This window comes from Paraburkholderia sp. BL25I1N1 (assembly GCF_003002025.1).
In the GTDB taxonomy this organism is placed as follows: Bacteria; Pseudomonadota; Gammaproteobacteria; order Burkholderiales; family Burkholderiaceae; genus Paraburkholderia.
In genome coordinates, this window is the sequence record NZ_PVZB01000027.1 from 99,257 (window position 1) to 124,882 (window position 25,626).

22 protein-coding genes and 2 pseudogenes are annotated in these 25,626 nt (G+C 62.0%); 4 read left to right on the top strand and 20 right to left on the bottom strand.

Going from position 1 to position 25,626, the window contains the following annotated elements:
• Positions 1-64: 64 nt before the first annotated feature.
• From B0G73_RS31885 to B0G73_RS31900, 4 genes and pseudogenes are all read left to right on the top strand, one after another.
• Positions 65-1,537 (top strand): NAD-dependent succinate-semialdehyde dehydrogenase, encoded by a 1,473-nt coding sequence (locus tag B0G73_RS31885; RefSeq protein WP_106285150.1) that lies wholly within the window; start codon positions 65-67, stop codon positions 1,535-1,537.
• Positions 1,538-1,568: 31 nt separating this feature from the next.
• Positions 1,569-3,416, top strand: a complete 1,848-nt coding sequence (locus tag B0G73_RS31890) for a UbiD family decarboxylase (RefSeq protein WP_258194031.1) — start codon at positions 1,569-1,571, stop codon at positions 3,414-3,416.
• Between the two features lie 59 nt (positions 3,417-3,475).
• Positions 3,476-4,834: an MFS transporter gene (locus tag B0G73_RS31895; RefSeq protein ID WP_106285123.1), complete on the top strand. Its 1,359-nt coding sequence runs from the start codon at positions 3,476-3,478 to the stop codon at positions 4,832-4,834.
• Positions 4,835-4,885: 51 nt separating this feature from the next.
• Positions 4,886-4,996, top strand: a pseudogene (locus B0G73_RS31900) (XdhC family protein); the annotation flags it as partial.
• 382 nt (positions 4,997-5,378) lie between these two features.
• Here the strand turns inward: B0G73_RS31900 and B0G73_RS31910 are convergent.
• The 20 genes and pseudogenes from B0G73_RS31910 to B0G73_RS32010 form a co-directional block, all read right to left on the bottom strand.
• A complete protein-coding gene (locus B0G73_RS31910) occupies positions 5,379-6,386 on the bottom strand; it encodes a D-2-hydroxyacid dehydrogenase (protein WP_106285124.1) in 1,008 nt (335 codons plus the stop codon).
• Between the two features lie 13 nt (positions 6,387-6,399).
• Positions 6,400-6,903, bottom strand: a complete 504-nt coding sequence (locus B0G73_RS31915; RefSeq protein WP_106285125.1) for an aromatic-ring-hydroxylating dioxygenase subunit beta — start codon at positions 6,901-6,903, stop codon at positions 6,400-6,402.
• Positions 6,896-8,170 carry an aromatic ring-hydroxylating dioxygenase subunit alpha gene (locus B0G73_RS31920; protein WP_106285126.1) on the bottom strand — a complete coding sequence of 425 codons (1,275 nt, stop codon included), beginning with the start codon at positions 8,168-8,170 and terminating at the stop codon, positions 6,896-6,898. Before B0G73_RS31920 ends, B0G73_RS31915 begins: the two co-directional genes overlap by 8 nt.
• A 73-nt stretch (positions 8,171-8,243) precedes the next feature.
• Positions 8,244-9,239, bottom strand: coding sequence for an ABC transporter substrate-binding protein (locus tag B0G73_RS31925; protein ID WP_106285127.1), 996 nt, complete (start codon positions 9,237-9,239; stop codon positions 8,244-8,246).
• Between the two features lie 139 nt (positions 9,240-9,378).
• A complete protein-coding gene (locus tag B0G73_RS31930) occupies positions 9,379-10,107 on the bottom strand; it encodes a GntR family transcriptional regulator (RefSeq protein ID WP_106285128.1) in 729 nt (242 codons plus the stop codon).
• A gap of 146 nt (positions 10,108-10,253) precedes the next feature.
• Complete coding sequence (locus tag B0G73_RS31935) at positions 10,254-10,841, bottom strand: UbiX family flavin prenyltransferase (protein ID WP_106285129.1); 588 nt, start codon at positions 10,839-10,841, stop codon at positions 10,254-10,256.
• A gap of 52 nt (positions 10,842-10,893) precedes the next feature.
• On the bottom strand, positions 10,894-11,898 hold the full coding sequence (locus B0G73_RS31940; RefSeq protein WP_106285130.1) for an ABC transporter substrate-binding protein: 1,005 nt from the start codon (positions 11,896-11,898) through the stop codon (positions 10,894-10,896).
• Between the two features lie 73 nt (positions 11,899-11,971).
• Positions 11,972-13,567: a UbiD family decarboxylase gene (locus B0G73_RS31945; RefSeq protein WP_106285131.1), complete on the bottom strand. Its 1,596-nt coding sequence runs from the start codon at positions 13,565-13,567 to the stop codon at positions 11,972-11,974.
• Positions 13,568-13,605: 38 nt separating this feature from the next.
• Complete coding sequence (locus B0G73_RS31950; RefSeq protein ID WP_106285132.1) at positions 13,606-15,141, bottom strand: class I adenylate-forming enzyme family protein; 1,536 nt, start codon at positions 15,139-15,141, stop codon at positions 13,606-13,608.
• On the bottom strand, positions 15,128-16,030 hold the full coding sequence (locus B0G73_RS31955; protein ID WP_106285133.1) for a VOC family protein: 903 nt from the start codon (positions 16,028-16,030) through the stop codon (positions 15,128-15,130). Before B0G73_RS31955 ends, B0G73_RS31950 begins: the two co-directional genes overlap by 14 nt.
• Positions 16,027-16,461, bottom strand: coding sequence for a PaaI family thioesterase (locus B0G73_RS31960; protein ID WP_106285134.1), 435 nt, complete (start codon positions 16,459-16,461; stop codon positions 16,027-16,029). The genes B0G73_RS31955 and B0G73_RS31960 overlap by 4 nt, the downstream gene beginning before the upstream one ends.
• A 16-nt stretch (positions 16,462-16,477) precedes the next feature.
• Positions 16,478-17,491 (bottom strand): zinc-binding dehydrogenase, encoded by a 1,014-nt coding sequence (locus B0G73_RS31965; RefSeq protein ID WP_106285135.1) that lies wholly within the window; start codon positions 17,489-17,491, stop codon positions 16,478-16,480.
• 98 nt (positions 17,492-17,589) lie between these two features.
• Positions 17,590-18,399: an ABC transporter permease gene (locus tag B0G73_RS31970; RefSeq protein ID WP_106285136.1), complete on the bottom strand. Its 810-nt coding sequence runs from the start codon at positions 18,397-18,399 to the stop codon at positions 17,590-17,592.
• A gap of 10 nt (positions 18,400-18,409) precedes the next feature.
• Entirely contained in the window at positions 18,410-19,189 is a 780-nt protein-coding gene (locus B0G73_RS31975; RefSeq protein ID WP_106285137.1) for an ABC transporter ATP-binding protein, read from the bottom strand.
• Positions 19,186-19,929, bottom strand: a complete 744-nt coding sequence (locus tag B0G73_RS31980) for a GntR family transcriptional regulator (RefSeq protein ID WP_106285138.1) — start codon at positions 19,927-19,929, stop codon at positions 19,186-19,188. The genes B0G73_RS31975 and B0G73_RS31980 overlap by 4 nt, the downstream gene beginning before the upstream one ends.
• A 193-nt stretch (positions 19,930-20,122) precedes the next feature.
• A complete protein-coding gene (locus B0G73_RS31985) occupies positions 20,123-21,172 on the bottom strand; it encodes a porin (RefSeq protein WP_106285139.1) in 1,050 nt (349 codons plus the stop codon).
• A 687-nt stretch (positions 21,173-21,859) separates the two neighbouring features.
• Positions 21,860-22,550 (bottom strand): annotated as a pseudogene (locus tag B0G73_RS31995) (IS6 family transposase).
• A 250-nt stretch (positions 22,551-22,800) separates the two neighbouring features.
• A complete protein-coding gene (locus B0G73_RS32000) occupies positions 22,801-23,655 on the bottom strand; it encodes a 3-hydroxybutyryl-CoA dehydrogenase (RefSeq protein WP_106285141.1) in 855 nt (284 codons plus the stop codon).
• 51 nt (positions 23,656-23,706) lie between these two features.
• Positions 23,707-24,900, bottom strand: a complete 1,194-nt coding sequence (gene bktB, locus B0G73_RS32005; protein ID WP_106285142.1) for a beta-ketothiolase BktB — start codon at positions 24,898-24,900, stop codon at positions 23,707-23,709.
• Positions 24,901-24,948: 48 nt separating this feature from the next.
• A partial coding sequence (locus B0G73_RS32010) for an electron transfer flavoprotein-ubiquinone oxidoreductase (protein WP_181196686.1) occupies positions 24,949-25,626 on the bottom strand: 678 nt, incomplete at its 5' end.

Genomic DNA, 25,626 nt, shown 5'->3' on the forward strand with positions numbered 1-25,626 from the left:
TCTCACCATCCACCTCACAGGCTTGCCGCGCAGCGCTGTCGGCGAGCCGCCTCTCGCGATGACCATGACTGAATCCAATCCGCTTTCCCGGCTCGCCGATCCGAGCCTGTTGCGCACGCTCGCCCATGTAGACGGCGCATGGTGTGGCGCCGACGATGCCCGCACGTTCACAGTCGACGATCCCGCCACCGGCGAGAAGCTCGCCGACGTGCCGCTCATGACGGGCGCCGAGACACGCCGCGCAATCGAAGCCGGCGAACGCGCACAGCGCGGCTGGCGCGCGCTGACCGCGGCGCAACGCGCGGCGATCCTCAAGCGCTGGCACGCGCTGATGGTGGCGAGCACGGACGACCTCGCGATCATCATGTCGGCCGAGCAAGGCAAGCCGCTCGCCGAAGCCAGAGGCGAGATCGGCTACGCTGCGTCGTTCATCGAATGGTTCGCTGAGCAGGCCAAACGGATCGACGGTGACGTGCTCGCGTCGCCGGCCGCCGACAAGCGGATGCTCGTCACGAAGGAGCCGATCGGCGTCTGCGCCGCGATCACGCCGTGGAACTTCCCGGCCGCGATGATCACGCGCAAGGTCGCGCCGGCGCTTGCCGCCGGCTGCGCCATGATCGTGAAACCCGCCGAAGCCACGCCGCTGTCGGCGCTCGCGCTGGCCGAGCTTGCGCATCGCGCGGGCGTGCCGGCCGGCGTGTTCAGCGTGGTCGTCGGCGATCCGCGTTCGATCGGCGCGGAGATGACCAGCAATCCCATCGTGCGTAAGCTTTCGTTCACGGGCTCGACGCCGGTAGGCCGCCTGTTGATGAGTCAGTGCGCGCCGACGGTGAAGAAACTTTCGCTCGAACTCGGCGGCAACGCGCCGTTCATCGTATTCGACGACGCCGATCTCGATGCGGCCGTCGAGGGCGCGCTCGCTTCGAAATACCGCAATGCCGGTCAGACCTGCGTCTGCACGAACCGCTTCTACGTGCAGGACAGCGTGTACGACGCGTTCGCCGAAAAATTCGCGGCGGCAGTCGGTCGCATCAAGGTCGGCAACGGTTTTGAAGGCGGCGTGACGCAGGGCCCGCTCATCAACGAGGCGGCGCTCGAGAAGGTCGAAGCGCACATCGCCGACGCCGTGGCGCACGGCGCGCGGGTGCTCACTGGCGGCAAGCGTCATACGGCAGGCAAGCTTTTCTTCGAGCCGACTGTCGTGGATGGCGTCACCGCGTCGATGCGCTTCGCGACCGAGGAAACTTTCGGCCCTGTCGCCCCGCTATTCCGCTTCAGCGACGAAGCGGAGGCGATCGCAGCCGCGAACGCCACCGAATTCGGTCTCGCCGCCTACTTCTACAGCCGCGACATCGGCCGGATCTGGCGTGTTTCGGAAGCGCTCGAATACGGCATGGTCGGCATCAACACCGGCCTGATCTCGAATGAAGTCGCGCCGTTCGGCGGCGTCAAGCAATCGGGCCTGGGCCGCGAAGGCTCGAAGTACGGCATCGAGGAATATCTCGAGATCAAGTATCTGTGCATGGGTGGTCTCTGAGCCGATGCTGCTTCCGCCAGTCGGCAGCTGCTTGCCGACTGCCGGCCGAATTCGTCACGTCGAAACCGACTACCAGCCGTCGTTTGGCAGTGGTCCAGCCGCCATCGGAGCGCCATGCATCAGTGGGCAAAGCCGCGTTGACATCGACAATTCTGTTATGCAATCATACAATCACACGAATTCGCCCGCCTACCGGGTTTCGTATCAAGGAGACGGAATGTCATCATCACCCCACGATCTTTCGCGAACGGCAACCGCCGACGGCGCCCCGCGCGACCTGCAGGAACACATCGCCCGGCTCGAGGCCAAGGGGCTGCTGACGCGCATTCAGCGGCCGATCAACAAGGATACGGAACTGCACCCGCTGGCGCGCTGGCAGTTCCAAGGCGGCCTGCACGAAGACCAGCGCCGCGCTTTCCTGTTCACCAACGTGGTCGACGGCGACGGCCACACTTATGACATCCCGGTGCTGATCGGCGGCCTTGCCGCCTCGCCCGAGATCTACGCCACCGGCTTGGGCCTGCCGGTCGAACAGATCGGCAAGGCCTGGACGGAGGCGATCGCCGAGCCGGTTGCGCCCGTCATGGTGGCGCAGGCGCCCTGCCAGGAAGTCGTGATCAGCGGCGATGCGTTAAAGGAAAAAGGCTTGTCGCGGCTGCCGGTGCCGGTTTCCACGCCGGGCTTCGACGCGGCTCCCTATCTGACCGCCACGCTGTGCGTGACCAAAGACCCGGAGAGCGGCGTTCAGAACATGGGCACGTACCGCGCCGCGCTGAAGTCGGAGAATCGACTGGGTGTGCGCATGGCGAGCCGCCTGTCGGGAGCGGGTGGTTATCTGCATTGGGAGAAGTATCGGGCCAAGGGCGAGCAGATGCCGTGCGCCATCGTGCTGGGCTGCGCGCCGGCCGTGCTGTTCACCGGGCCGCAGAAGCTGCAGATCGATCAGGACGAGATGGCCGTTGCGGGCGGCCTGATGCGCGCGCCGGTCGAGGTGGTGCGCTGCAAGACCATCGACCTCGTCGTTCCCGCCGATGCCGAAATCGTGATCGAAGGCCTGATCGATACCGATGCGCTCGAGCCCGAAGGCCCGTTTGGCGAAAGCCACGGCCACATCGCGCTCGAAGACTACAACATGTCCATGCACGTCACCGCGATCACGATGAAGAAGAAGCCCGTCTTCGTCTCGATCATCAGTCAGGTCACGCCGAGCGAAAGCTCCGTGCTGAAGAAAGTGGCCTATGAGCCCTTGTACCTCGAACATCTGCGCAAGGTGATGGGCGTGCGCGGCATCGAGCGAGTGGTGATGCACGAGCCGCTGACCAACCTGCGCAAGGTGATCTTCCTGCAGTTCGCGCGCGGCACGCAGCAAGCGGAAGTCTGGCGCGGCCTGCAAGGGGCCGCGACGCTCCAGGCGCAGTGCGGCAAGCTGGTCATCGCGGTCTCCGAGGATATCAACCCGGAAAACGCCGATGCGATCTTCTGGTCGTTGGCCTATCGGGCCGACTTCACGCATGACCTGCACGTGACGCCCTATCGCGCCAGCGGCCACGGCCCGAAGTCCGGTCGCGCGCCGCTCGAAAGTACGCTGCTGATCGACGCGACGCTGAAGCACGCCATGCCGCCGCTGGCCCTGCCGAAGGAGCCATACATGACCGCGGCACGCAAGATATGGGAAGAGCTGGATCTGCCCCGTCTCACGCCGCAGCCGCCATGGCATGGCTACCACCTGGGCGACTGGGACAAGCGCTGGGACGAGTATGCAGAAGCGGCGACCTCCGGCGGTTGGCGCGAGACGGGCGAGCGCACCTGGGCCAACCGGCGCGGCGGCGTGAAGCCGGAAACACCGGTGCGCGACGTGTCGGGCGGCCACAGCGAGTGAGCGCCAACGCGCCGCCCGACTGTAAACAACCCCAGGAGCAGAGGCATCCGGAGACCGTCATGACTCAAAAGAATACCGTCGATATCGCCCACGTAGTCGAGGCGCAGGAGCGCAGCTGGTTCACCGTGACCCTCTTCGTTCTGTGCGCCCTCGTCATGCTGGCGGACGGCTTCGACAATCAGGCTTTGAATTACGCCGCCCCGGGCATCATCAAGGAATGGGGCATCAACCGGGCCCTGATGACGCCCGTGTTCAACATCAGCATCGTCGGCTGGATGGCGGGTTCGGTGGTCTTCGCCATGCTGGCCGACCGCATCGGCCGGCGCCGCGCAATCCTGCTAGCTACCGCGCTGTTCGGCGGCTTCACGTTCGCCGTGCCGTTCGCCCACAATCTGGTCGAGCTGTCAGTCCTGCGCTTTTGCGCGGCGCTCGGCATCGGCGGCGGCATGCCGATGGCGGTCTCGCTGATCACGGACTACGCTCGCTCCGGCAAGCGCGGGCTGATCATTACGCTCCTCTATCTCGGCTACACCGCCGGCTCGTCCGGCGGCGGCCTTCTCGCGGCGGAGATCATCCCGGCCTACGGCTGGCGCTCGGTCTTCTACGTCGGCGGCGCCGGCGCAGTGGTGGCGGTCATCATCCTGTTCATCGGGTTGCCCGAATCGATCCGCTATCTGAGCCTGCGCAATCCCACTAGCGATCGCATCCTCGCCTATGCCCGCAAGCTGAAACCCAGCGCGCGGTTCGCGGACGACACGCGCTTCACCATTCAGGAGCAGGCGCGCACGGGTGTGCCGGTGAGGCACCTCTTCACCGAGGGCCGTTCGGCCATGACCGCATTCCTGTGGCTCGCGCTCGGCTTTTCCTTCGTCACGCATTTCTTCCTGTCGCAATGGATGACGACCCTGTTGACCGACGAAATCGGCTTCGCCAATGCCGCCCGCAGCCAGGCCCTTTTCCAGCTTGGTGCCGGCTTCAGCTGGTTCTTCGGCTGGCTGATCGACAGGAAGGGCGTACGGGTGATGACGCTGACGCTGATCCTCGGCGCCATTCCGGTGGCAGCCCTCGGGCTGGCCGTCGGTACGGGCGCCGGTCTCACCATGGCGATGGCGCTGGCGTCGGGTCTGCTGGTCCTGGGTGGGAATATCGGCCTCAATGCCATTTCGAGCATGATCTATCCAACCTTTATCCGCTCGACCGCGACCGGCGCTTCCTTTGCGGTGGCGCGCATCGGCGCCATCGTCGGCCCGCTGCTCGCCGGTGTCCTGATCGCCTTCGGAACGCCGATCGGGACGATCTTCCTTCTCGGTGCGTTGCCGTTGCTGGCGGCAGGTGCCGCCTGCTTCATGCTCAACAGAACCATCACACCGGAAGCAGCACGGGAAATGTCCTTGCGTTCGGCGCTGTCGCGACACTAACGGGTGTCTTCCGAAGCCCGACTTATGCTCAGGTAATCACCCGATATTTTCATGGATAGCGTCAATCTCGAAGTGCTGAAGGCGAGCGTTCAGTGGATCGAAACCGGCCATCGCGTGCTGCTCGTCACCGTGGTCAGGACGTGGGGTTCGTCGCCGCGGCCCGCGCAGTCCAGCCGACTTCGCACGACTTAGAAAGCATGCGCGATTCCAACTACCACCGCGAGTTGGTTGGCACCGGTCGCGACCGGGGTGGTCGACCGTGTCGCACTTAAGTGCAGACTTCGCGCTGTTGATGACGTACGTGGCATCTGTGTACAGTGTGGTGCGCCTGGATAACAGGTAGTCTGCGTTGACGCCTGAGCTGATGGCATGCGCCGAAGCCGTCCGAAATGCGCAATAGTACGAACCAGCCAAACTTGAAACGCTGGTATTACCTTATAGCGAAGCCCTCCAAATGCCATGGTCTGCGGCGGCGACACAGCGAATGTAGCGACAATGTCGCTCAGTTGAGCCGGTCACCCTTGATCGCGTCCCCGCTGCCGGCTCAATAACCGCGGGTACGATCGACGATATTCGCCAGCGGTTCCCCGCGCAGGAATCGCGCGAAATTGCCAAACCAGAGTTCGAGCACCCGCAGGTTGTAATCGGGCGCGTCGCACGAAATGTGCGGCGTGACGACGAGCTTCGGCACGTCCCACGCCACATGTTCCGCCGGCAACGGTTCAGGATCAAATACATCGAGCAGCGCGCCGCCGCAAGCGCCTGAATGCAGTCGCTCGAACAACGCCACATGGTCGAGCAGCGCGGCACGCGAGAGGTTGACGACGCCCGCGCCCGGCCTCATGCGAGCGAGGCGCGTGGCGGAAAGCAGGTCGCGTGTCTCCGGCGTAAGCGGCGCGGCGACAACGACGAAGTCGGCCTGTGGCAGCCAGTTGTCGAGTGCGGAGATCGTTGCGAGGACATCGACTGTTTCCACCGCCTGCGCCGATGCGGTGCCACTCCGGTTCAGTGCAATCACTCGCAAGCCGAGCGCTCGTGCCGCGCGGCTCGCTGCCATGCCCAGATCGCCGAAACCGATGATCAGCGCCGTCTTGCCGCGAATCGACGTGGTAAGCCGTGCGTCCCAGCGATGCTCCCGCTGCGCCTGCAACACGGCTGGCAGTTGCGCATTCAGCATCAGCAACGCCATCTGCGTATACTCGGCGGCCTTGTCGCTATGAATGCCGCTACTGTTCGTCAGGATCAGGTCGCGGCGCAAACGATCGAGCGGCATCAACTGATCGACGCCGGCGCCCGTCGTGTGAATCCAGCGTAGACGTGGTGCGTCGTTCACCTTGTCATGCGGAAATCTCGACGCCAGCAGGAAGTCGACGTCGTCGAACGGACGCGCGAACCGCTCGCCGTCCCAGCCGAACGTCACGTCGATTTGCTGCGCAAGATCAGGATACCGCGCGCAGGCGACCTGCCACACGGCTTCGTGAAGATGAAAGGGCGGTGCCTGACGCCGCTGGCTTTCCAGGTGCAGCCGGTAACGGCGGGCAGGTCCGGTCATGCAGGCGACATCCTTATAGAGGCAGCGCAACGAGTGTGTCGTAGCGGCACGAATCCGTGACGACAGTGCGCTCACGCAGCAATGCGCGGCCGCCCTCGATGACAATCTGATCGATATAACGCCCAACGCTGAACACAACCATGCCGCCTTCATAGCCGGTTCGCACGATCATGTAGCTGGTTTCGCAGCCGATCAGCCCGTCTTCGTCGCTGACGACTTCGGTCGGTCCAAGCACGTGACGGTAGACATGCGGCTCGAACACATTAACCGATTGGATAGAACTGACGCGATCCAGCAACATGCCACGTGTGTTGCAGAACCAGATACCGAAATCGCGACCCGCTTCGAAATCGGCGCGCGTGAGTATGCGGTAAGTGCAATCTTCGGTGAAGAACTCCGGCCAGCGGTCTAAATCGCCATTGTCGATCGAACTGCAATAGTGGGCAATCAGGCGCGCAATGCACGCGCCCGTCTGGGTGCCAACCTCCAGCTCAGGGTAGCGCGTCGTGCTAGACATCCATCAGCTCTCTATAGAATTTCCAGAAACCGCGCACCGAGGTTTCGGTCGCGCGGGTCGCCATCGGGCCTGTGCCCTTTCCGCCCATCTCGATCACGGCAGCGTCGTCAAGATCGCCGCGAATACCCTTTTCGACGAACGCGCCAATCGTGCCGTCTTCCATCGACACAAAACCCGCAGGCCCGACGAGATTGCTCTGCTTGCGCCGGATGAGCGTTTGCTCCGGCGTATCTTCCTCGAAGCCGAGTACGGTCCAGATCAGTTCGCATCGATCTACACCGAGCGGCACCACCTGCCGCACGCCGATGGAGTTCATGATCTGATGCAGCACGAAACCCGGAAAAATGCTCTGGATCGCATTGGTGATCTGATCGGGATACTCCATCCACTGATCGATCAGCGAGGGATCCTTCAGGCCGAAATCGTCGCGCATTGCGCGAATCACGCCGGAGTCGTATGCCTGATCGCCAACGTCGGTATAGCGCTTGGTAAAGGTGATGTGATGTCGGCTGTCTTCATCCTGCAACGTACCGCCTTCCGCCGATAGCCGGTTGATCTTGAAGGTCGAGAAAAACGCATGCAAAAGGCTCGGGTGATAGTTGTCCCGGCTATTCTCGACGTAGAGTTTCCAGTTGTTGTGCATCACCTGACTATAACGGCCAAGTATCTTTAAGCGCCCATACAGCGTGCGCTCCATGTGCCGCACCATCGTCGGTCCGAGATAGTCCCTTAGTGCAGGGGCTTCTTCGGAAAACGAACCGAACACGAGGCCGCGGATGGTCTCCACGCGCAGCTTCGTCAGACGGAACTTCGATTTGTCGAAATCCTCGGGCATGCCGCCTTTGCCCTGCACGCCCTTCTCGAATGCGACGCTCGTCAGTTCGCCGTCGAAGTTGTATACCCAGTTGTGGTAAGGGCAAACGAAATTCGGACGCTTGCGGTGCCCCTGCGCTTCGTAGCAAAGCACCGAGCCCTTGTGCACGCACTTGTTCACGAGCGCACCAATGGTGCCGTCCTGCTGGCGCACGACAATTACCGACGTATGGCCGACCTTGGTCGTGATGTAGTCACCCGGGTTCGCCATTTCGATATCGAGGCAGAGGAAACTCCATGTGGGCCCGCGAAATACGGCATCCTGTTCGCGCTCGTAGGTTGCCGCATCGGAGAACACACGTAGCGGCACACGTGTAATGCCCTCTTCCGGCCAGCGGATCCGGCTAGCGGGAAATCCAATGGCCGCGACCGCACCCTCGCACTTTTCCGTCATATTGCTGCTCCGTCGATGAAGGCCTGTACTCCGAGGCGGCGGTTGTGGCCACTAACCCATTCCCGATATCCGCTCATTTGACTGCTTCCGAGTCGAGATAAGGCTTCTGGTAGAAGAGATCCGCGGGAAGCTCGCCCTTCAGCGTACCGGCAGCCTTGAAAACTTCGAATGTGCGTTTCAGTGTGTCGATGTCGCCGGATTTGAACGAGACCGTATTCATGGCCGTCCAGTGGTCGCCGTAAAAACGCGCGCCCTGGTCGCTCATGTTGCCGGCCTTCTTGAGTATCGCCACGACCGCGTCGGGGTTGGCCGCGCCGAAGGCCAGCGCCTGACGCATGGCCGCGAGCACCTTCGCCGCATCCGCCGGGTTGTCCTTGAGCCACTCGCTGCGCATCACCGCGACACCGATATAGGGCGGTGTGCTCGCTTTGGTCATCTGTTTCCATTGATCGGACAAAGTCGTGATGACGCGGACTTTCTGCGCACTGTCCGGCACTTGCGCCACCGTGGTCGGACGCATGACGGCGGCGTCGACGTTCTTCTGAACGAGGAACTGCGCAAGACGCGGCTCGTCGCCCGCAACCAGGCGATAGTCGGCAAGCTTGAGCCCGTAATTGCCGTCGAGCACGGCTGTGCCGACGCCAGTGGTCGCACTGCCGATTGGCGACATGCCGACTTTCTTGCCGCGCAGTTCGCCCGCGGAACGAATGGGCGAATCCGCGAGCACGACGATTTCCGCATCGACGATCTGCGTGGCAGCCACCATCCTGACCGGCACACCCTGCTGGCTCAGGCTGAATGCTCCCGCGAGGCTGGTGCCGAATGCCAGATCGATCGCGTTCGAAGCCAGCGCAGTAGTTGGTCCGTTCACGTCCGGAAAGTGGAGGAACTGCACCTGCAGGCCCTGCTTCTCAAAGAACTTCTGCGCTTCGAGCACGGCGCCGAAACCGAGACTGGTGCCACTGGTCCAGTAGCCCACACGCAGTGGCGCCGCATACGCACTGGTAAGGCAAGCACCGGCTACTGCGAGTGTGCATGCTGCCTTTAGAACGCAACGAAATGATTTCATGGTGCTTTGCCTGAAGTACGACGCAGCCAGTCTCCCAGCGTCGTCATTGAAGGATTACTAAGTGTCCTTATCAAAACATAAAGCACGGTGCAACCATTCATCGAGAGATTCCGCCTGAAGCGACGGCGGAATCTCCGTATCACTTGCCGATCGCTACTAGCGGCGCATGCTCGAAGTCCTGCTTCATGCTGCGCAGCACGCGCTCCATCGTCATGTCCCGAAACTTCTCGATGTGCCGGCGCGTAATGCGCGCGCCCGACTTGCCGTCGCCTGCCGACAGCACCTCGACCAGTTGGCGGTGGTCATCGGAGATTTCCGGGCTGTCGTCTTCGTCGCTGAACCCGAGCGCCACCAGCCGCGCCATTTCGTCGAACAACACCGAGATGCTGCGCACCAGACGGTCGTTGCCCGATGCCATTGCGATCACCAGATGAAACTCCCGGTTCGCATCGAGGAAAAAACCGATCCGGTTGCCGTGGTTCTTCGACGCCGTATTGCCGCGCGCGGCGCGATCGATCCGCATCAGCGCCTTTGCGTCCACCTTGCCGGCCGCGAGCCGCGCCGCCTCGGGTTCGAGAATGAGCCGCAGCGCGAACACCTCCTCGACATCCTTCAGCGTGACCGGCACGACGACGTAGCCGTGTCGCGGCACCGAACGCACCAGCCCTTCGTGCGTGAGACGCGCAAGCGCCAGCCGGCACGTCGACTTGCCGACGCCATATTGCTCCATCAGAGCAGCCTCGGTCAGCATGCTGCCTGGTTTCAGCGAGCAGGACAGTATCGCCTGCCGCATGGCCAGATAAGTCGACTCTCCCAGCAACTTGCCCTCGCCCGTGGCGTTGCCCCCAGAAACTATTTTCCCTACCATGTTGCCCCCGTGCGCTCTATCCAGGAATGGCTGTGTATTATGCTTACGTCATTCTGTAGGCACCTCACCAACCTCAAATCATTCTAGGAGATGCATATCGGGAAGTAAACTGAACACAAAATAAGCACACCGTGTCGCACGGTGTATCAGCCAGCAGTCCCGCTCCATCGGCGTACGGTTCGTGATTCGATATCGAACAGGTCGAGCACGCGCCCGAGCGTATGATCGACCATCTGCTCGAGCGTTAGTGGCAGCGCGTAGAACGCCGGCACTGGCGGATAGACGATCGCACCGGCGTCCGTGACAGCTGCGAGACTGCGGATATGACCCGCATGCAACGGCGTCTCCCGCACCATCAGCACGAGACGGCGACGTTCTTTCAGCATCACGTCCGCCGCTCGCGACAGCAGCGAACTGGTACAGCCGGTGGCCACTTCCGACAGCGTCTTGATCGAACACGGCGCAACGATCATACCGTCGACGCGAAACGAGCCGCTCGAAATCGCCGCACCAATATCGGTGTTCGGATAGTTGACATCCGCGAGTGCCTGCAGATCGGCGAGCCGCATCTGCAACTCCTGCGCAAGTGTCACCTGCGCCGAACGGCTCACCACGAGGTGTGACTCCACCTCGAGCTCGCGTAACAGACGAAGCAAACGCACACCGTAGATCGCGCCCGAAGCGCCGCTGATACCGACCACGACGCGTCGCCGTGCTGCGCATTGATATCTCATGCAACATCTCCTTTATCCACCGGATACCGCCATTGCGCGCGCAAACGGGTCATCATGGCTTTTGACCCGCTATGATCTTCTTCGCCGTTCGGTACGGTCCGGTGACGAATACATCGGGCGGAAGCGTGCCTTTAATCGAACCGCTCGCCGTGAAGATCTGCTGCTCGCGCTTGAGCGTATCGATATCGACTTGTTCGAAGGAAATGCTGTTCAGCTCGGCCCAATGCGCGGCGTAGATCTGCGCGTCGCTTGCGGGAAGATTCGCGACTTTCTGCAGGACCGCCGCGACCTGGTCCGGATGCGCGTTGCCCCAGGCGATTGCATTGTGAATCGCGACGATCAGCTTCGCGACGGATTGCGGATCTCGCTGAATCAATTCCGTGCGTGCCGCAGCCACGCCCAGATACGGCATCGCATCGGATTTCGTCAGCTTGTGCCATTCTTCCACCAGCGTGCCGAGACGCCGCGTCTTAACTCCCGTCAATTGCGCGACCGTGACGGAACGCAGCGCCGCGGCGTCGACCTGGTGCTGCACGAGAAACTGCGCGAGGCGCGCCTCGTTGCCCGGCACCAGCGAATAATCGCCGGCATTGAAACCGTAATTCGCTTTGAACACCGCAGCCGTCATCAACGCGACCGAACTTCCCGACGGGGACATGCCGATCTTCTTGCCGCGCAGCTGCGCAATCGACTGGATCTGCGAGTCGGAGGGCGTAACAAATGTGACATCGGCTGGCGCCGTTGCACCGAAGATCTTGATCGGCACGCCGCTCGCTGCGATGCTGAACGCGCTCGCGCCCGCCACGCTGAAGCTCACGTCGATCACGTTGGCGGCGAGTCCGCTCGCCGGTGCGTTGACCTCGGCGAAGTGCACGAAACGCGCGTCGTCGATGCCGGCTTTCTTCAGGAAATCGCCGGTTTCCAGCACAGCGCCAAGGCCGAGGCTCACACCGCTCGTCCAGTAGCCGATGCGCAGCGGCGCGGCCTGCGCGGACAGTGCGAGCAGGGACATCACGGCGGCAAACAGCGCACGCCTTGCGAGCAGGTAAGGTTGCATCAGGTCAGCTCATTAATGGGGTGGATGGAGCGCTGCCGGCCCGCGCAGCGCACTCAACGACATCGCGCGCCACTTAGCGCCGTGTCGGCGGCACGGCGTCGAAGCGCGAACCGCGCACGCACAGCTTGCCCTCCGCGGTTTTCCACAACTGCTTGCGTTCATGCAGTTCGCCGAGCGCGCGAGCCAGCGTGCGGAAGTCGTATTTCGACAGCCGCTCGGCGAGTTCGGTGTAGTAAAGCGGCGTGTCGCCGATGAGCGCAAGCGCCTCGGTTGCGGCTTGCTCCACCTGCTCCGGCTCCGATACATGCACCGTATCCGCTTTCCCGCCTACGTAGTCAGCGATCTTCGCCGTATCTGCGTATGCATAGGAAATGCGCTCGTAGCGCTCGTACGGAATGCCTTCGGAGATCGTTGCGTCCACACCGACCTTGGCGCCCGTCGGCACCATGCCGGGCGGCATCACCGGCAGGCTCGGGTCGAGCGGCTTGGCGCGTGCGCCGGGAATTACGATCAGATCGCGGTCGCCCTGCACGCGCGTCGCGATCGCCCATTCGACCTGTTCGCCGTTGAACACGTCGATGTCGTCATCGACGACCACCACGTGCTTCAAATCCATTACCGACAGCGCCGCCAGCAGCGCGTTCTTGCCTTCGCCCGCCTGCTTCCTGATCGAAATAACCGCATGCCAGAACGCGCGGCCGCCCAACGTCACGTTGATATCCTTCACCTGCACGCCGGCCGTACGCAGCGCGCTGCGGATCGCCTGATAGCGCGTCGGTGCCGCGAGCCACGTGTTTTCCCACGGCATGTGCAGCGAGTAATACATCGCGTCGCGCCGATGCGTGATCGCCTTGATGCGTACATCCGGGTTCCAGTGCAACCCGCCCATCAATGCGGTGAATTCGCCGAAACGGCCTTCCGGCTGGGTCCAGCCCGTCGGCAGGATTTCGGCTTCGATCACGATTTCAGAGTCGGCGATATAAGGCAGATCGACGGTCTCGCAAGGCGCCAATTCGACCGCCACGCCGCGAATGCCGCCCGCGATTGCCATTTCATCCACGCCGATGGGTGCGCGATAGCCGGCGCCCATGATTTCCATCGGATGGTTACCGATCGAAATGGAGATCGGACACGGCCGCCCCTGTTCATACGCACGCTGAGCGAACATGCGCATGTTGTTCGGCGTCACGATGTCGATACCGCTCAGCGCCTTTTCCTTGACCATGAAGCGGTAAATGCCGCTGTTCAAGCCATACTCCGGATCGCGCGAAATCACGATACCTGCGGTAATCATCGGACCACCGTCGAAGATCGAAGACATCGGAATGGGCAGGCGGAACAGATCGACATCGTCGCCTTTGTAGATCACTTCTTTCGTGGCAGACGTGGCGACGTATTTGGGCGGAATCGGGTTCTGAATGCCATGCGCCAGCATCTTCTCGATTTCGGAGTAGCTGTCGCAACCCATTGCCATCATCGCGCGCTCCTGCGTGCGGATAATGCCCGAGAGCAGCGGCATTTCGTAGCCGATCACGTGATGAAACAGGAGCGCCTTGTCGCTCTGGTCGACGAGCGTGCCCACGTGGCGGATATCGACGGGTTGCCGGATATCGACCAGTTGCTGTGCCGCGCGCAGGCGCTCCAGGAACTCGCGAAAGTTCTCGTTCATACTGAACTCCATGATGTTGAATGTCGTGTCGGTTTCACTTACGGGGTCTCGCTATCCTGTAACGACGCAAGCGCCATGGCTTTCAATGCGGCGCGATCGATCTTGTTCGTCGACGCAAGCGGCAATGTGTCCACGAACCACACGCGCCGCGGATGCTGGTATGCGGGCGCATGCGTCAGCGCATACTGTTTGGCGTCCTCTTCCGTTAGCAACGCACCCGCGCGCCGCACCACGAACGCCACCGGCTTGGTTCCCTTGATGTCATCGGCAACCGGCACCACGCAAGCCTGCACGATATCCGGGTGCGTCTCGAGCATCTGCTCGACTTCACCGGGAAAGATGTTTTCGCCACCCGACACGAACATGTCGTCCGCACGGCCGACGAACGCATAGAAGCCCTGTTCGTCGCGGTGAAATACGTCGCCTGTAATATAGAAGCCGTCTGCTGTCACCGGCAGAGGCAGGTCCGGCCGATTGTGGTAACCGAGCATGACGGCCGGACTTTTTACAGCCAGCACGCCGGACGCGACACCCGCCGGCGGCGCATCGAGCAACTTGACGCGGACCTCGGAATGCGGATATCCGACTGACAGCAAGGGCGGTTCGATCCCTTGCGGATGCGGCCCGAACACGATCGGCCCGCCCTCGGTCGTGCCATAGGCGTTAGTGAGCTTCGCGTTCGGCAGCACCTCGCCGATCTGTGCAAGCAGACTCTCGCTGACGGGCGCCGAGCCCATCCGGATGAAGCGCACCGATGAAAGATCCGTGCGCGCAAGCAACTCCCTTTCGTGCAGCATCATCGCGATCATTGGCGGAACAGAGGTGAGCCACGTGACCCGATAACGCTCGATTGCCGTGATGTACATGCGCGCGGTAAATTGCGGAAGCAGTACGACGGTACCGTGCCCATACAACGACATCAGCACGAGCGTCAGCGCGTTCATGTGATACATGGGCGCGGCCACCAGAAAGCGATGCGCCGCAGGCGGCTGCGCGCGCGCTCGCGTACGCGCCACCCACAGATGGCTGCCGTGCGAGAGCATTACTCCCTTCGGCTTGCCGGTCGAGCCGGACGTATAGAGAAACATCGCCGGCGTGTCGGGCGTCGGCACGAAAGTCTCGAACGGCCCAGGTTCGACGAACGAAGCGAAGCTTTCCTCGCCGGTCGAATCGAATACCACTGTCGGCAGATCGTCCGGGCAATCGGGAAGTCGCGCGGCGTCGCAAAACACCAGACGTGCACCGCTATCGCGGATCACAAAAGTGGAGAGCGCGGAGGGAAACTTGAAGTTGACGGGCACGGCGACCATTCCCGCGCGCATGATGCCAAGCAGCGCCGCGACATATTCGGCGCGATTCGCGGCAAGAATAGCAACGCGCTCGCCGATTTTCAGACCGCGCCGCATCAGTGCACGTGCGACGCCGTCAGCCAGCGCGTCGAGTCGCCCGTAGGTCATGCGCGTGTCGTGGCACGCGCAACCTGTTTCATCTGGTTCCCCAAGCGCGATCACTGCAAGCTTGCATGGATCGCCGTCGGCGTCGATCAGATCGCCGAGATTCTCAGGCGTGGGCATGTTCAACTGCTCCGATAAATTCAACGACAGTATTGAGTTCGCCTAACAGCACGACAACGGACGACGCGCCGCTCTGTGCATGGGCCTGCGACATCAGCCGCACGACGCTCTCGTCGACGTGGGACGTGAACGCGTCCAGACGTGCGCGCATCGCCGCAAGGTCGCTTACCTCGACGACGACCGCGCCAAAATGGCTGTCGCGCCCTGCTGCGTTACATACGAGGTCGCCATAGCGCGCGCGATATGCCGCGTCATCGATAAAGTCCAGATCGAAATCACGCAACGCAATGCGCGAGTGGTGGGACGACGGCGATGTGAGATCCGACTCGCCTGCAATCAGCGCATAGCGGCGCGCTTCGAGTTGCGGGTCGTCGCTCACGATCACACATTCCTTCAGGCGTTGCGCGCCGTTCGGATGCTTCGTCCATTCGGCACGGAAGACCCATTCCGGCGTGAGGTGCTCGCAGAAATAGACGCGCCCGGCGGACAGTTCTTCGGCTGCGAGCCGGGTTGTCCGGAAACGGGCGATCTGCTCGACGCCTTCAATGTCCACGGGCCGCGTGAACGACTGCGGCTCACTGGCACGCACTCCGGCGTCGATCAATCGCGCATAGGTTTCCCGCGCGTCGTCGGTCTTGAAAACGAGGCCGTCTATACCCAGACGGCTTTCGAGAATCTCCCGCCGCAACGTGGTGGCGCCGGACGGCAGGCCGACCAGTTCCAGATAATGTCCGTCGAACATCATCAGGTGATTGACCGAGCCTAGCGAGTGATAGCCGCGCGGGGTCAACGCGAAGCCGAGCGCTTCGAAACACGACGCCGCGGCGTCGGTTTCGAACATCGCGTTCACGACGACATGGTCGAGCGTCGATGTCGCCGTGTTCATCATGCCTTCGGCGCGGGTGCGGGCGCGGTGGAATAGACGCCCCGGCCGCTTGCGAGCAGCGCGCCGGACTCGTCGTAGATGTGCGCCTCTGCAACAGAAATCGCGCTCCCGAACTTCACGACTTTGCCGCGCGCGATGAGGTCGCCGGGCATAGCCGCGCGGTGATAGTCGACGCGCAAATCGATCGTCGGTACGCCGCGGCCTGTTTTCGACACCAGCGCCCAATCGGCCGTGAGGTCCACAAGCGCGGCAAGAATACCGCCATGTGTATAGCGTCGTTCGGGGTTCACGACCCACTCTTCGCGCCAGGTCGCGGCGATTTCGATCGAGCCCTCGCCGACTTCGAGCACACGCAGACCGAGCCACTGATGATAAGGACCGCGCGTGAGCATTGCCTGAACCTGCTCCGCGGTAGGTTGCTGGTTATCAGCCATTCGAGTCTCCGTATTTTTATGGGGTAACGACAATCTTGCCGAGCACTTCCCGATCGCGAATCATGCGCAGGCCTTCGGCGGCCTGCTCAAGCGGCAACACCTTGTCGATCTGCACCGCGATCTTCCTGGTACGGATCAATTCCATCAGTGCGGAGAGGTTGTCGTCATAGAAACTGTTCGAGCCGATCACGCGAATCTCGAAGCTCCAGATGTAGCGCAGGTCTTCCTTCGGATCGTGACCCGCGGTCGCACCGCAGACGAGCAGGCTACCGCCGCGTTTGATGCATTTGAGCGACGGCACCCATGTATCGCCGCCGGTGAAATTGATTACGACGTCCGCGCCGCCTTCATAGCTGCGGCGTTGCGGCTTGCCGTATTTCTCGATGACCCACTTCGAGAAATCGGTGTCGCGATAGTTGATGACGTGATCGGCGCCCATCGCCTTGAGCCGTTCAGCCTTGTCCGCGCTGCCGGCGGCCGCGATCACTTCGGCGCCGAGCATTTTGGCAAGCGTCACGCAGCCTGTTCCGACGCCGCCGCTCGCACCCAGAATGACTACACGATCGCCCGGCTTGATGGTGTTGTGCGTGACGAGCATCCGGTGCGCCGTACCGTAGGCGACCGGCAGCGACGCCGCTTCTTCGAACGTGACGCCTTCGGGCATTGCGATCAACTGGTCCGCGCTGACGAGGCAGTATTGCGCCATGCCGCCGTCGAGCATTTCGCCCATCAGGCCTTTCTTCCTGTTGAGCGGATTGACGAGCACGCGCGCGCCGACCGACCAGTTTTCGACATTGTCGCCAACCTCAGTGATCTCTCCCGCCATATCCAGACCGATGACCACAGGCAGTGGCACCTTGATGCCCGGCATACCCTTCACCGTAAAGACGTCGTGATAGTTGAAAGACGACGCGCGCACGCGGATGACCACGTGACCGGGCACTGCCTTCGGCATCGGCATCTCACCGACATGGAGTTTGTCGACGTCACCGTGTTCGGAGAGAATCAAAGCCTTCATCGTATTGCTCATATGTACTCCTATTTATAGAATGCAAACACGCTATTTCTTCGTAAATGTTCGACCACTTCCGCTCGCGGCGCGGTAGCAGCGCGCCGCGATCCCGTTCTCTATGCCCGCTTCTTCCAGCGGAACAGGTGGCTTTCAAGCGGCTTGAGAATGCCGTACTCGAGCACCACCATCAGCACGACCATAGTGAGCGTCCATGCGAACACCTGATCGGTCTGAACAAGATCTGCCGCCTGACGCAGCCGGTAGCCGACGCCGTTCGACGAACCGATCGTCTCCGCCACCAGCGACACCCGCCAGCCGAACCCGAAAGCGAGGCGCGCACCGGAGAAGAAATACGGCAAGACGGTGGGCAGATAGATCTTGGTCATCACCTTGCTGCGTGACATCTGAAAGCTGCGGGCAAGTTCGACATATTCGGCGTTGACGCTTTGCGCGCCCTGCCACACGTTCGTGAGAATCAGCGGCATCGCTTCCATGAACACGACGAAGATGGTCGTGCCGTTCGAGATGCCGAACCAGATCAACGCAAAGATGGCCCAGATCGCCGCGGATACCGTGTTGACCACCGACAGTACCGGCTCGCAAAAACTGCCGAGCCGACGGTTCGCGCCGAGCAGGATGCCGATCGGCGTGCCGACCAGCGCGGCCAGCAGGAAGCCTGCGACGACGCGGTACAGCGTAACGCCGAGGTCCTCGGCAAAGGTGTCAGTGGCGATCAGATCAAGCAGCGCGTTCCACGTCTTTCCCGGACCAGGCAGGATGAATGCCGGCACACGTTGCGCCGCAAGCCACCACAGGATCAGGAAAATGGCGAGCAGCGAAAGACGTTGACCCGCGACTTTCGCAAAACGCGTCAGTTGGCCAAACCGTGCGGGAGAAACAGAACTAGCGGTCGAAACAGAAGACATCGCAACGTCCTTAAATGAGAGCGCGCACGCGGCGCACCGTTTCCGCGACTTCGGCGGCAAGCGGATCGCGCGGCCGCGGCAAGTCGATCGTCAGCGCATCGCGCACGCGTCCCGGCCGCGGACGCAGCACAACCACCTTATCTGCGAGCACGATGGCTTCTTCTACGTCATGTGTGACGAATACGACAGTCATCTTCAACTGTTCGCGGATTCGCAGCAGTTCCGCGTGCATCTGCGAACGCATCTGCGGATCGAGCTTCGAAAACGGCTCGTCCATCAACAGGATGTACGGCTTCACGACGAGGCTGCGCGCGAGCGCCACCCGGCTGCGCATGCCACCCGAGAGCTCGTGCGGGTACGCGTGCTCGAATCCTTCAAGGCCGGTCATTTTCAACGCGGCCAGCGCGCGTTCGCGCCGCCGTTCGGCATTGAGCGAACCCGCCTCAAGACCAAACTCCGTGTTCGCTACAATCGTACGCCAGGGTAGCAGGCGGTCTTCCTGAAACATGTAGCTGACCACGCGCGTATCTTGCGTCGGCTCGCTGGCGACTCCGTCGATCCGCACGTCGCCATGATCAGCCTGCATCAACCCTGCGATGATGTTGAGCAACGTGCTCTTGCCGCATCCGGACGCGCCGACGATCGCCAACACAGAACCCGAAGGCGCGGTCAGACTGATGTCTTCAAGCACCGCCAGCTTGCCGTAATGCTTCGAAACGTGCTCCACCTCCACCGCGTTGCGTGCCGTGGCTGCCTTCTCGAACATGGCCTGGGTAGTCACCGCGTTCATCGTGCGCCTCGCAGCGGGACGATCGGAGCGCCAGCATGCGTGTCGCGCAGGCTCGCCATTACCTTTTCCATCGTCATGTCGCGGAACGTCGCCACATGCCGGTGCGCGATCTGCTCGGCGCGTTTGCCGTCGCCGCTCGCGAGGGCGCTGATCATTGCGGTGTGGTCATGGCGGATCTCCGGTTTCGTGTTCTGCACGCCGAAGCCGAGCGACACGAGCCGCGCCATATCATTGAGCAGGCCGCCCAGCATGCGAACCAGACGGCCGTTACCCGAACATTCGGCGATCGCCATGTGGAAAGCGGCATTTGCGTCCATGAATATGCCGATCCGGCTGCCGATGCCAAGCGACGTATCGTCGTTGCGGCACGCGCGCTCCAGTCGCGTCAACAGGTCGATATCCGCCTTGCCTGCAGCGAGCCGCGCAGACAGCGGTTCAAGCTCAAGGCGAAGCGCAAACACTTCTTCGACATCCTTCAACGTAATCGGCGTCACCACGTAACCCTGACGCGGCACGATGCGTACAAAACCTTCCTGCGCGAGACGCTGCAGCGCCACCCTGCAGGTTGCCTTGCCGATGCCGTAGCGTGCAGTCAGCGCACTTTCGGTCAGCGTGGCGGCCGGCTCGATCACGCAGGACAGGATGTCCTGACGGATCGCGGAACACGCACGCTCACTGAGAAGTTTTGCTTCGTTCGAACAGTCAATCAATTCCACCGTCGGAGCTGCAGGATCTTTCACGACACCTCTCCTTCGTCTCGTAGGCTGCTCACAACGATCCGTGTGGGCAGGTGATGAGTTAACTTAGAACAGCCATTAAAAAAATGCACGCAAAAAAAACGTGACTTCTGAGCTGTTCAGCGATACACCATGCCGCTTTGTGGCCTCTTTCGCATGACATATCCAAATGGCAGTTCACTGCGCCTTCACGCCGTCAGAACGAATGCAGTATCCCGATCTGCGCGCCCGTCACGCCTTCTCCGCGCGTCGGCGTGTTCGGTGTGATGGGTCCATTGGCGATCAGCGCATAGGTCGCGCCGTGACGGTTCACGAGCCGTTCAAGCGTTCCGTAGACCAGCGTCCGCTTGCTGAAGCTGTAGAACGCGCCGACGCTCACTTCTCCCGCGTTGTTATCCTTGCCTGAACTATCCTGCGCGTAGCCGACGCCGGCCGCGAGCCGTAGCGCCGGTGTGACGTTATAGGTCGTCGATAGCGAATAGACGCTGTGGTATTTGCCTTCGACATTGGTCGAGATATTCGAGCCGAGGTTGTTGCCGCGGTAATAGCCGAAATAGCCCGTCAAACTGCCGAATTGATAACTGCCGCCGGCAAATGTCGTCTTCGTATTGACTTTTCCGTTCGCGCCGTTCTGTTCCGCGTGGCTGACGCCGAGGTACAGCGGGCCGCGCTGATAGTCGATCGAGCCGACGTAGGCATTCAGCGCGTCATGCGGCGACGTCTGACCGCCCAGGCTCGCACCCGCGGAGAACGTGAATCCGGCGACGTTCGGCGACCAGTACGTGATCATGTTGTCGTAACGGAACACGAACGTCGATGCGTTGTGAAGAAACGAGCCGTAGGTGCCGCCGGAGAACGCGTCGAACTTGCTGTGCATCAGCAGCAGCACCGAGTTCTGACGACCGAAACGGAACTCGCCATACGGCGTGCCGAGACCGACCCATGCATTGCGGCTGAAGGCAAGCGTCGAATCCGTCGCCGCGCCCGAATTAGTGAGGATGCCGTTCTCGAGATCGAAGGTCGCACGCAGGCCTCCGCCGAGATCTTCGCTCCCTCTGATCCCTACGCGGCTTGCCGACAGACCGCCGCTCTGCATCGCCGTCTGCGCGCCTTTTCCGCCTGCGTTCGTATAACCCAGGTACGTATCGAGAATGCCGTACAGCGTGACCTCGGCCCAGGCCGGCGTCGCTGTCACGGTGCCAAGTGCAACGAGTGCTGCAGAACAAGCCAGAGCCATCTTGTGCATTTCATATTCCCGTTTCGGTAAATAGTTAATGTCGGATTACTAATCATCTCAGCGTGAGCCGCTTAGTCGATTTATGTCCTGCACCAAGTGAGCAAAAAGCGCATATCCGTGAGGTGCTCACAAAGAATTGGTAAGCGCTCGACGGTTGACTTTAGAACGACAAAAAAGAGAAGCACAACAGATATTTTTCTGGACATATCAAGCGTGAGGTGCTTACGCGCGGGCCTCACATTTGCCATCCAGAGTCCATTTTCCTTGCGCGGTGTCGGGAGCGCAGGTTGCTGCTGGAAGTTGAGCGACATGAGAAGAGCGCCTCGTGGACTTGGTACCGGGCAATCTTTGGTTTGTGTCGCAGTAAGAGATGGACGCTAGGATTCCGGCGATACAAGGTCGCCGATGAAAGAATCGACAAAGACGCGGAACCCCGCGCTGGAAGGCAGAGAACGTCTCGCAGTATGCGCTGGAGGCGATTCTGATGTGCGTTGGCACGTCGCGTATCCGCTGATGGAAACCGCGGGCTGCGCTGGAGGTTGTGTTGCGATAAGGTCTGGCGAGTGGAGAAAATTCAGCGGCGGGAAGGAGTCCTTATGGCGTTGTCACGTTGGCGGTACAGTGATAGAGATCGGTAGGCAGGGTGTCCCCTCAGAAAGCGGTGGACGGAGTTTGGGTGATACCGGTGAATTCGCGTCACGCGGCAAAGCGGCCGGCGAGTTGTTTGCGATAGAGCGGGGCACGCAGCAGGTGACGCTTCAGCGCGAAGTGCTGGCGGATCGGACCGAAGCACGAGAGGAAGGACTGCGTGCGCTGCGGATCGCGGAACCCTTTCATGCGTCGTTCGCGTTCACGTGTTGGCTGTGACTGTTTTCGGCGCGGTTGTTCACGCGCGCACAGGCCTTGACGAATACATGCTTTACCGTCGCCAGTTCCGGGATGTCGGCCTTTGCTGCAGGGTCGCTGCGCAGCTGGCCGGTGACGATCTTCTTCGGCGCCTCTGACAGGCCGCCAATGCGCGTCTGAAGAAACGTTTCGCGGCCACCTTGTCGCGTCGCTTCTGCAGCAGGATGTCGAGTTCCATGCCATGCTGGTCGACCGCGCGCCACAGGAGATAAGGCTCGCCACGTAAGGTCACGAACATTTCGTCAAGATGCCACGTGCTGCCCAGCTGGCACCGCGCGGCCTTGATCCGATGTGCAAAGCCGACGCCAAACCTCTCTACCCACCGCCTGATCGATTCGTGGCTGACGATCACGCCGCGCTCGAACAGCAACTCCTCGATATCGCGCAGACTCAGCTGGAAGCGGTAGTACCACCGGGCGGTGCGACTGATCACTGATGCCGGGAATCGATGACCGTGATACAGCGATTTCGTCTTTTTCATCGCGTTATCCTAACCGACTGCCTCGCGAACGTGACAGTGCCTTTAGGAAGTCTCGGGTTCGGTCCCGCCTAAGTGGTTGTGGCCAGGATGCAGCTCCATCGTCGGCCGGCAACTTGCAAGTGGATAGACGCACCATGATCCATCGCTGTGTCCCCACGACGGGACGTGCCGACGCGCGGCACTCGGCCGCGCCGACCGAAGGGGCGCGGCCGCACGCGCGGACAATCGCGTGCCACTTATTCGCGGCTGCTTATTTGCCGTAGTCGTACACCCCGCGCCCCGTCTTGCGCCCCAGCCGCCCCGCCGACACCATCTCGCGCAGCAACGGGCACGCGCGATACTTCGGATCACCGAAGTCCTTCTGGAACACGTCCATCACCGCGAGGCACACGTCGAGGCCGACGAGGTCCGCCAGCGCGAGCGGCCCGATCGGATGGTTCGCACCGAGCTTCATCCCAGCGTCGATCTCCTCGGCCGACGCGATGCCTTCGGCAAGCACGAAGAACGCCTCGTTGATCATCGGCACGAGGATCCGGTTCACGACGAAGCCCGGCGCGTTCCGCACGCCGATCGGCGATTTGTCGAAACGCTCGGTCAGCGCACGCACCGCGGACGCAGTCGCATCGCTCGTCTGCAGCCCGCGGATGATCTCGACGAGCGGCATTAGCGGCACCGGGTTGAAGAAGTGCATGCCGACGAAGCGCGACGGATCGGCAAGCAGCGCGGCGAGCGCGGTGATCGAGATCGACGACGTGTTGGTCGCGATGATCGCATCGGGGCGCGCGACGGCCTCGATCTGCTTCAGGATGCGCCCCTTCAGATCGACGTTTTCGGTCGCGGCTTCGATCACGATGTCGACCGCGGCAAGCTTCGCGTAATCAGTCGACGTATTGATGCGCGCGAGCGCGGCGTCGCGTGCGCCGGCGTCGAGCTTCTCTTTCGACACGAGCCGCTCGAGGCTGCCCTTCAGTGCGGCGACGCCCTTGTCGAGCGCCGCGTCGCTGACGTCGATCATCACGACGTTCAGTCCTGCAACGGCGGCGGTCTGCGTAATGCCGTTGCCCATGGTTCCGGCGCCCACGACGCCGACGGTTTCAATGGCCATGACGATTCCTTGTATCTGGTACTGTGTGTTCGGGTGCTGAGCGGTCGATTATCAGATGTTCTCGAAGATCGCCGCAATCCCTTGGCCGCCGCCGATACACATCGTTACGAGCGCATAACGCCCGCCGATGCGCTTCAGCTCGTACAGCGCCTTCACCGTGATCAGCGCGCCCGTCGCGCCGATCGGGTGGCCGAGCGAAATGCCCGAGCCGTTCGGGTTGACCTTGGCCGGATCGAGGCCGAGCTCCTGCGTGACCGCGCAGGCCTGCGCGGCGAACGCTTCGTTGGCTTCGATCACATCGAGATCCGTGATCTTCAGACCCGCTCGTTCGAGCGCCTTCCGCGTGGCCGGCACCGGGCCGATGCCCATGTAGGCCGGGTCGACGCCCGCGTGCGCATACGCGACGAGCCGCGCGAGCGGCTTCGCGCCCTGCGCGCGCGCGGCGTCCGCGCTCATCATCAACACGGCCGCGGCCGCATCGTTGATGCCCGATGCGTTGCCGGCCGTCACGGTGCCGTCCTCCTTCGCGAACACCGGTTTGAGCTTCGTGAAATCGTCAGAGCCCGCGTCGTGACGCACGTGCTCGTCGGTGTCGAACGCGACCTCGCCTTTCTTCGTGCGAATCGAGATCGGCAGGATCTGATCCTTGAAGCGGCCTTCCGCGATCGCGCGCGCCGCACGACGATGCGATTCGAGCGCGAGCGCATCCTGCGCGTCGCGCGAAACGCCGTATTTCCTCGCGACGTTTTCAGCCGTCACGCCCATGTGGATCGCCTGGAACGGGTCGTGCAGCGCGCCGAGCATCATGTCGACGAGCCTGGCGTCGCCCATGCGCTGGCCAAAGCGTGCGGACGGCACGGTGAACGGCGCACGGCTCATGTTCTCCGCCCCGCCGCCGATTGCGACGTCGGCATCGCCGAGCATGATGGTCTGCGCGGCCGACACGATCGCCTGCAGGCCGGAGCCGCATAGGCGGTTCACCGTCAGCGCCGGCGTGTGCTGCGCGACGCCGCCGTTGATCGCCGCGACGCGCGCGAGATACATGTCCTTCGGTTCCGTGTTCACGACGTGGCCGAAGACGACGTGCCCGACCGCATCACCCGGCACGTTCGCCCGCGTCAGCACTTCGCTCACGACCTTCGCACCGAGATCGGTCGGCGAGAAATCCTTCAGGCTCCCGCCGAAATCGCCGATCGCGGTACGGACACCGCTCACCACCACGACTTCCTTCGCTGCATTGCTCATCGTCCCACTCCGGTTCGTTCGCGCCCGCAGGCGCAGGATGCGTTTGCGTCACATGTTCGGATAATTCGGCCCGCCGCCACCTTCCGGCGTGACCCACACGATGTTCTGCGTCGGGTCCTTGATATCGCAGGTCTTGCAGTGCACGCAGTTCTGCGCGTTGATCACGAGGCGTTCGCTGCCGTCGTCGTTCTTCACGAACTCATAAACCGCAGCGGGGCAATAGCGCGACTCCGGCCCGGCATAGGTCTGCCAGTTCACATTCACCGGCACGGACGGGTCTTTCAGCGTCAGATGAGCCGGCTGATTCTCTTCGTGATTCGTGTTCGAGATGAACACGGAAGACAACCGGTCGAACGTAAGCTTGCCGTCCGGCTTCGGATACACGATCGGCTTGCATTGGGAAGCCGGCTTGAGCATCTCGTGATCCCAATGCTGATGATGCAGCGTCCACGGTACGTTGCCGCCCAGCAGCTTCTGCTCGATGCCCACCATCAGCGTGCCGAGGTACAGGCCCTTGCTCATCCACTGCTTGAAGTTGCGCGCGCGGTGCAGTTCGGTGTGCAGCCACGAAGTCTTGAAACTCTCCGGATAGGCGGTGAGTTCATCGCTGGTGCGACCTGCCTGCACGGCTTCAAAAGCAGCTTCGGCAGCCAGCATGCCGGTCTTGATCGCCGCATGCGAGCCCTTGATCCGCGACGCGTTCAGGAAACCCGCATCGTCGCCGAC